This window comes from Clostridium brassicae (genome assembly GCF_026738875.1).
GTDB lineage: Bacteria > Bacillota > Clostridia > Clostridiales > Clostridiaceae > Clostridium_H > Clostridium_H brassicae.
In genome coordinates this window covers 47,744-56,209 of sequence record NZ_JAPQFJ010000012.1, presented here as the reverse complement: position 1 = coordinate 56,209, position 8,466 = coordinate 47,744, and the positions used below count along the sequence as shown (strand labels likewise).

Genomic DNA, 8,466 nt, shown 5'->3' with positions numbered 1-8,466 from the left:
AAAATGAGAATATTAGAAGAAGTAGACATCGGATAAATACTTAAAGCTAGGCTGCAAACTTATTATAAGGGGTGTAAATTATGCGTGCAAAATTTGTAAGAGGTATGACCGCTGGAGCAGTTCTTGGTGTGACTGCAGGTATGTTATTGGTACCTCAGATGAATAGAGGTACAAGGAAGAGATTAAGAAGAAATGGAAGAAATATGATTCATACAGTTGAAGGAATGTACGACACTATTATGGATTGGGCAAGATAGTACAAAAAGAAATTCAAGATTGTTGAATATCTTGAATTTCTTTCTTTTTTTAAAATTATTATGGAAAATATGGCGATTTTTTTGCAGAATATAACTGTATTATGATATAATAAAATAAGATTTACTAAATTATTAAATGGTATTAAATAGTATTAACTAGTATTAACTAGATTCAGGCAAAGGAAGATGTATTTATGGAAATATTGTCTTTAGGAGAAAAAATTAAGAGAAGAAGAAAAGAATTAAATATGACATTGAAGGATCTAGCTGGTGATAGAATAACTCCGGGACAAATAAGTCTTGTTGAATCAGGTAAGTCTAATCCTAGTATGGATCTATTAGAATATTTGGCAAATGCCCTTAATATTTCTGTAGAATATTTAATGGAATCAGAGGAAACTCAAGCTGAGAAGATAGCCATTTATTTTGAAAATATCGCTCAGTCTCATATTTTAAATGATGAGTTAAATTTGGGAGAACAGTATATAGAAAGTGCTTTATACTATGCAGAAAAATATAATTTAGAACATAGAAAAGCTAAGATACTGTATTTAAGGGGAGATATGTGTTCATTAAGGGGAAATATTGGACTCGCTCAGCAGTACTATTTGTCAGCCAATGTAATATTTATAAAAAAGAATAAATTTGAGGATATAATTAATACCTTTTTAAAACTTGGAATTATAACACTAGATACTCAGGCTTATCATGCTGCGTGTAGTTATTTTCAACAAGCAGAAAAAGTATATATTGATAATGATTTGCAAAATGAATTACTAATAGGGCAAATTTACTATTATATAGCAAATACTTATTTTAAATTGGATGATATTGAAAAAGCTATAAGTTATTCATATTTAGCTAATGAAACCTTCAAAAAAATTGATAATAAAGAAGAATATGCAAAGTCCCTTTTATTACTTTCAGAACAGTATAGCAAAAAAGGTGATGTTGATAATGCAATAAAATATTCAAATAAGACATTAGAGTTGTACAAGCAAATAAATGATTCTAAATATATTGCTCAAATTGAGAATAATTTAGGAAAATTATTTTATGAATTCGATAATTTAGAAGAATCTTTTGTACATTACAATAAAGCTAAAAAAATGAGGGAAAAATATAAGGATTCAAAGTATGTTGAAACATTAATAAATATCTGTGAAAATTATATTAAGTTGAAAGATATACAGAATTCTAGAAAAATTTTGTCAGACATAATGGACAATATTGAATGTGGAGGAAGACAAGCACTTTTAAATTATTATTTATTGAAACATAGGATAGACATAATCGAAGGAAATTTAATAGAAGCTGAGAATACTTTAGTTCTTGCCCTAGAATATGCTAAAACTATGGAACTTACAGATGAATATGCAGAAATTGCAGTATTAATTGGTAAATTTTACATAGATAATGGAAAAGATAAAGAAGCGGCAAAATATTTAAGTGAAGGTGTGGAAGCCTTTAAAAAATTAGGAGTTTTGAAATAGGGTAATGATGGATAGGTGATTGGAATGGAAGTATTATCTGTTGGTGAAAAGATAAAAAGAGCAAGAATATATAAGGGGTATACACTCAAAGATGTCTGCGGAGAAGAAATTTCTGTATCTAAGCTAAGCTGTATCGAAAACGGAAAAGTAGAAGCAGAGTGTTGGATTTTGGAATATATAGCACAAAAGCTGGAAATGGATTTTGAGTATTTAAAGCAGAGTGTAGACGAACAAATAAATATTAATATAAAAAAAATATTGGAAAGTATGAACAAAGGAAGCTATAATGACGATCTTCAATATAATTTAGACTTAGCCGAAAGATATGGTTATTATGATATCGGGTTAGAAATTATGCATATGATATTTGAGCATAATTTGGAAAAGCATAAGTTAAAAGAGGCACAAAGACTTATAGGAAGATATTATGATTTGAGTAATAAAGCTTCTTTTAAGTATAGAAAAAATATGTATTATATGGATGTAGGAAAGTACTTTTATAAAAATAAAGAATATTATCAATCTATTAATTATTTCAAGAACGTTACAAAAAATGTAACGTGTAATAAAAGTGAAGATCATAACTTTATACTGGATGCTATGTATTTTGAAGCATCAGCTTATTTAAAGATAGGTAAGTATGAAGAGGCTTATCAAATTTCATTAAAATTAAATGAATTGCTTAATCATATAGACGAAAGCTTAAAAAAAGCAAATGTTTATCATATGATGGCTATTATATACTTAAAATTAGATAAAAGCCAATTTAAAAAGTATGAAACTAAGGCATATGAAATGTATGGAGATGATATAGAAAATAAAGCTATGGCTATGTATAGTTTTGCATCAGTTATGTTTGAAGCGGATTTAAGAGACATGGCTCAAGAATATATAAAAAAAGCTATAGATCTATATCCAAGAGAAAACGATGAGAAGCTAGTAGATTTTATACTTAAATGTACCGAAGAATTAGTGAATAACAAAGATATGGACTTTGTTTCTGAACTTAGTGATGAAGCTTTAAATCTTTCTATTAAAATAGATAATGTGAGATTTGTTGAAAAAGCTTATTATTTAAAAGCAAAGGTGTTAATAGAGCAAAATAGTTTAATAACAGCAGAAATGTATATGAGTCTTTCTCTTGATGCGCTCAATAAATTTGGAACCAAAAAACAAATTTGTGAAAGATATATGGAAATGGGAAAAATGTATTATGATATGAAGTATACTAGTGATTCAATAAGATATTTTTCACTAGCTATGGCAATGCAAAAGAAACTTTAATAGGGACGGTTCTCGAAAATCCAATTTTAAGGATTTTTGGGGACGGTTCTATTTTTGTGACTAAAAAATAAAAATTAATCAAATTAGTTATGAATTAAAGAAATTTCATAAAAAATAATAGGAGCGGTTGTTAAATTTAAAAACTAAATATGATTTATATTTAATAAAATGGGGGATAGTTCTATAAATTACATCCCAGATATTTATTATTATATAATGGAAGGTTATAATAATGTTAATAATATTAATAGATAACATTACAGTATAAAGAAAGGGTGATAGCTGTGAATATAGAAAAAATGACTACGAAAGTTCAACAAGCGTTGAATGATTCTCAATTAATAGCTGTCAAATATAATCATCAACAAATAGACGTTATACATTTATTTATGGCATTAATATCTCAAGAGGATGGATTGATTCCTAATATATTTGGCAAAATGGGAGTTGATATAAAGAAACTTAAAGATTCAGTTCATACTGAGCTAGATAAAATGCCAAAGGTATTAGGTGAGGGGGCACAAAGTGCTGGGATATATGCAGTAAGAAGGCTTGAAGAAGTTTTTTTACAAGGAGAAAAGTATGCTGAAAAATTTAAAGATTTATATATAAGTGTTGAACATATTATGCTTTCAATTATGGATGTGGAGTCCAAGGGTGTTGTAGGAAAGATATTAAGAACATTTAACATAGATAAGAATAGTTTTTTATCTGTTCTTTCTCAAGTAAGGGGTAATCAAAGAGTTGAGACCCAAGATCCGGAAGGAACTTATGATGCTTTAAAAAGATATGGACGAAATTTAGTCGAGGAAGCTCAAAGGCATAAGTTAGATCCAGTAATAGGAAGAGATGAAGAGATAAGAAGAGTTGTTAGAATACTTTCAAGAAGAACTAAAAATAATCCTGTGTTAATAGGAGAACCTGGTGTTGGTAAAACTGCTATTGTAGAGGGACTTGCTGAGAGAATAGTTAGAGGAGATGTACCAGATGGTATTAAGGATAAAGTGATTTTTTCTTTAGATATGGGATCTTTAATTGCAGGAGCTAAATATAGAGGGGAATTTGAAGAAAGGTTAAAGGCAGTATTAAAAGAAGTAGAAAAAAGTGAGGGGAAGATTGTATTATTCATTGATGAAATACACACTATTGTGGGAGCAGGAAAGACAGAGGGAGCTATGGATGCAGGTAATATAATAAAGCCTATGCTAGCAAGAGGAGAACTTCATTGCATAGGTGCCACGACTTTTGATGAATATAGAAAGTATATTGAAAAAGATAAGGCACTTGAAAGACGATTTCAACCTGTTATTGTAAATGAGCCTACAGTAGAAGATAGCATCTCTATATTAAGGGGATTAAAGGAAAGGTTTGAAATACATCATGGTGTTAGAATTCACGATTCAGCTATAGTGGCTGCTGCTAAACTATCAGATAGATATATAACTGATAGATTTCTTCCTGATAAGGCTATAGACCTAATTGATGAGGCTGGCTCAATGATAAGAACGGAGATAGATAGCTTACCATTTGAATTAGATGAAGTTAAAAGAAGAGTTTTTCAATTAGAGATAGAGAAAGAGGCATTGTCAAAGGAAAAGGACAAGGCTTCTAAAGAAAGATTACTTAACTTAGAAAAGGAGTTAGGAAATTTAAAAGAGAATGAAAAAGAAATGACAGCTAAATATGAGCGGGAAAAGTCAGAGATTACTGGAGTGAGAGATTTAAAAGAAAGGCTTGATAATGCAAGAGGAAAATTAGAAAAGGCAGAAAGAGAATATGATTTAAATAAGGTTGCAGAATTAAAGTATGGAATTATTCCCGAAATAGAGAAAAAAATTAAGGAGAATGAAAATAAGCTAAGGGAAAATGGAGATGGAGCTTTATTAAAAGAAGAAGTTACAGAAGATGAAATATCTGAAATAGTTTCAAAATGGACAGGAATACCAGTTTCAAGGCTTGTAGAAGCTGAGAGAGAAAAACTTTTAAGACTTGAAGATGAGTTACACAAAAGAGTAATTGGTCAAGAAGAAGCTGTTACAGCTACTGCAGATGCAGTTATAAGGGCAAGAGCGGGTTTGAAAGCTATTAATAGGCCTATTGGTTCATTTATATTCTTAGGACCAACAGGGGTGGGTAAAACAGAACTGGCAAAAACTCTTGCTAGAGTTTTATTTGATAGCGAAGAAAATATAATAAGAATTGATATGTCAGAGTATATGGAGAAATATTCCGTATCTAGATTGATAGGCGCTCCTCCAGGATATATAGGATATGATGAAGGGGGACAATTAACTGAAGCTGTTAGAAGAAATCCGTATAGTGTTATTTTATTTGATGAAATAGAAAAAGCTCATGATGATGTGTTTAATATTTTTCTTCAAATTTTAGATGATGGAAGATTAACAGATAATAAAGGAAAGACTGTAGATTTTAAAAATTGTATAATAATCATGACTTCTAATATAGGAAGTAGTTATCTTTTGGATAATAATAAGTCTTCATATATAGATGAAAGTATTAGAAAAAAGGTTATGGAATCATTAAAAAGAAGGTTTAAACCAGAATTTTTGAATAGACTAGATGATATTATAATGTTTAAACCACTTACAGAGGATGAGATAGAAAAAATAATAGATATATTTGTAGAAGAAATTAGAGAAAGATTAAGTGATAAGAATATAGGATTAAAAATTAGTAAAGAAGCTAAAGAAGTTTTGGCTAAGGAAGGATATGATCCAATCTATGGAGCAAGACCTTTAAAAAGGTATATAGCTAGAACGTTAGAAACAAAGATAGCTAAGTGTATAATTAAAGGTGAGGTTCATGATGGGTCAATGGTTGATGTGATTTTAGAGGATGGAGACTTAAAATTAGAAGTAAAATAGAATGGGAACGGTTCTAGATTTTAAAATTTAGAACCGTTCCTATAAATTTGACCTAAACTATATGAAACCAACTTATTCTAAAATGTAATGAAAAACAACCAAGTAATTAGAATAAGAAAAATAACTCTAATTACGGTGTATTATACTATTGTACCATTTCCCTTTTAATTATGAATTGTTTTGCTTTTAATTCATAGGTATCATCTAAATTCGGAAGTATAAAGTCACCATATTTATTTTCAAGTGCGGATAAAAGTAATCTATCTGCTAATTCGGGATTTTTGGATAATAAGGAACCATGAAAATATGTACAATATGTATTTTTATAAATACATCCTTCATATCCATCCTCTCCATTGTTTCCGTAACCTGTTAAAACAGTGCCTAAAGGATTTAAATCCCCTATATATGTTTTACCTGAATGGTTTTCAAAACCTACATAGATTTCATTATAATCTTTATTAAAAATTACAGTATTTCCGATAAACCTTTTATTGCCAGGCTCTGTATATATATTTAGAGCACTTAGTCCCTCGAGCTCTTCTCCAGAAGGAGTTACGTAGTATTTCCCAAGAAGCTGATATCCTCCACAAATTGATAAAAATACTTTGTTGCTTTCAATATATTTTATTATCTCATTTTTCTTATTTTGTTTTAAATCCTTTGATACAATAGATTGTTCATAATCTTGACCACCACCAAAGAATACAATATCATATTTTGAAGAATCAAAAGTATCATCTATAGACACATTAAATACATTAGTTTTAATACCACGTTGTTCAGCCCTATATTTTAATATTAAAATATTGCCTATATCTCCATAAACATTCAAAAGATCAGGATACATGTGACATATATTAAGCTCCATAGTATCACCCCTATATTAATAATAGTTAATATAAATTGTAGTATGAGTTACCACAATTTTTTTATATAGCCCTTATTGTTTAAAAATTTTCTAAAGCCTGTCATGGCTGTATATGTGGCCAGAAGGTATATCATAGAGTCATGAGAATTCTCTATTTGTCTTAAAAGAGTTTCATAATTTTCACACAGTGAAAATAGATTTTCATTTATCCCAGCTACTTTTAGACGTATTCCCATATCATAAAGACGAATCCCTGATACAATAATGCTATCTATTTGCATTTGGTTTAGAGTTTCAAAGTTTACGTCCCATATCCAAGAGACATCTTTTCCATCTGCATAGTTATCATTTAATAGTAATGCTATACTTTTATTTTTATCATCTAAATTTATAGAATTTAAAGCTTCATCAAACCCAGCAGGATTTTTCACTAAAATTATTTTTAAATTTTTATCTCTTATTTTTACTACTTCTTGACGTCCAAAGCTACAGTTAATATTTTTTAGACAATCATATACTATAGATTCACAAATATTTAAAGTCATTGCTGTGCTGTATGCACATAAAGCATTATATATATTATAAGTACCAGCTTGATTTATGTTGTAGACTTTATTGTTTATTTCTACAACAGAATAATTAGAATTTAGATTAATTATTTTATTTATAAAAAATTTAAGCTTAGGTCTTTTATATCCACAATTTTTACAATAGTAATCACCAAGATGATTATATGTTATAAAATTATAATCATAGGGATGTTTACATAATTTGCAAAATTTTGCATCTGCATTTGTAGAAAGTTTAGTATTTTCATTAATAGGAACGCTAAAACCATAATAAATTATATTGTTTTTTAGATTGAGATTTCCCAATAGAGATTCGTCTCCATTTAAAATTAAAGTAGAATCAGGTGATTTTTCGATACCTTCTAAAATTTTATCAAGTGTAGAGTAAACTTCACCAAATCTGTCTAATTGATCTCTAAATAAGTTAGTTATTATAATTATCTTAGGTTTTATATATTCTGTAACATATTTTACATTAGCTTCGTCAACTTCAATTACTGCATATTTCTTTGGGTGTTTTAATTTAAACTTATAGTATTTAACAAAACATGATACTACACCTGTAAACATATTAGCACCAGTTTCATTAGTTATTACATCATTACCATTGTTATTTAGTATACTATATATCATATTAGTAGTTGTTGTTTTACCATTTGTTCCAGTAACTAATATAACATCATAATTTTTAGCTATCTTATTTAAAATATTTTTATCAAATTTTAAAGCTACTTTTCCAGGGAAATTTGTTCCACCTTTAAATGTTATTTTTGATATATAAATTATAAGTTTTGAGATAAATATGCCTAATAAGGATTTTATATTAATCTTTAAGCACCTCCATCCTATAAAGTAATTATGTACTAATTTTACGAAATTTATACTAATGGCATAATATGATTTTATCATGCATCCACTTAAATGGAAATATTTTACTATAAATTAATATTGTACATTTTTACTTATTTTTTATCATTATTTATTTAAAAAAAACAAAAAAGCCATAGATTCTTTAAAAAGTTCCTTAAACAATGATTAGAATCTTGACTTTTTATATATTTATTTGACGTTAAGTTTTTTGAATAAAATAAATTAATATGAATATAA

The 8,466-nt window shown here is 28.3% G+C and carries 6 protein-coding genes; 4 read left to right on the top strand and 2 right to left on the bottom strand.

Annotation, left to right across the window (positions count from 1 at the left end):
- Positions 1 to 80 precede the first annotated feature (80 nt).
- From OW729_RS12015 to clpB, 4 genes are all read left to right on the top strand, one after another.
- Complete coding sequence (locus OW729_RS12015) at positions 81 to 257, top strand: YtxH domain-containing protein (protein ID WP_268061762.1); 177 nt, start codon at positions 81 to 83, stop codon at positions 255 to 257.
- 194 nt (positions 258 to 451) lie between these two features.
- On the top strand, positions 452 to 1,750 hold the full coding sequence (locus OW729_RS12010) for a helix-turn-helix domain-containing protein (RefSeq protein WP_268061761.1): 1,299 nt from the start codon (positions 452 to 454) through the stop codon (positions 1,748 to 1,750).
- Between the two features lie 24 nt (positions 1,751 to 1,774).
- The gene (locus OW729_RS12005) at positions 1,775 to 3,034 is read left to right on the top strand and encodes a helix-turn-helix domain-containing protein (RefSeq protein ID WP_268061759.1); all 1,260 of its coding nucleotides are present in this window, start codon (positions 1,775 to 1,777) and stop codon (positions 3,032 to 3,034) included.
- A gap of 284 nt (positions 3,035 to 3,318) precedes the next feature.
- Positions 3,319 to 5,919 carry an ATP-dependent chaperone ClpB gene (gene clpB, locus OW729_RS12000; protein ID WP_268061758.1) on the top strand — a complete coding sequence of 867 codons (2,601 nt, stop codon included), beginning with the start codon at positions 3,319 to 3,321 and terminating at the stop codon, positions 5,917 to 5,919.
- A gap of 145 nt (positions 5,920 to 6,064) precedes the next feature.
- Here the strand turns inward: clpB and OW729_RS11995 are convergent, their stop codons facing one another.
- Positions 6,065 to 6,790, bottom strand: coding sequence for a type 1 glutamine amidotransferase (locus OW729_RS11995; RefSeq protein WP_268061757.1), 726 nt, complete (start codon positions 6,788 to 6,790; stop codon positions 6,065 to 6,067).
- Positions 6,791 to 6,837: 47 nt separating this feature from the next.
- Positions 6,838 to 8,268: a Mur ligase family protein gene (locus tag OW729_RS11990; RefSeq protein ID WP_268061756.1), complete on the bottom strand. Its 1,431-nt coding sequence runs from the start codon at positions 8,266 to 8,268 to the stop codon at positions 6,838 to 6,840.
- Positions 8,269 to 8,466 lie beyond the last annotated feature (198 nt).

Coding starts and splice junctions, on each gene's coding strand:
- OW729_RS12010 (WP_268061761.1), top strand. CDS start 452: ATGGAAATATTGTCTTTAGGAGAAAAAATTAAGAGAAGAAGAAAAGAA.
- OW729_RS12005 (WP_268061759.1), top strand. CDS start 1,775: ATGGAAGTATTATCTGTTGGTGAAAAGATAAAAAGAGCAAGAATATAT.
- OW729_RS12015 (WP_268061762.1), top strand. CDS start 81: ATGCGTGCAAAATTTGTAAGAGGTATGACCGCTGGAGCAGTTCTTGGT.
- OW729_RS11995 (WP_268061757.1), bottom strand. CDS start 6,790: ATGGAGCTTAATATATGTCACATGTATCCTGATCTTTTGAATGTTTAT.
- OW729_RS11990 (WP_268061756.1), bottom strand. CDS start 8,268: ATGATAAAATCATATTATGCCATTAGTATAAATTTCGTAAAATTAGTA.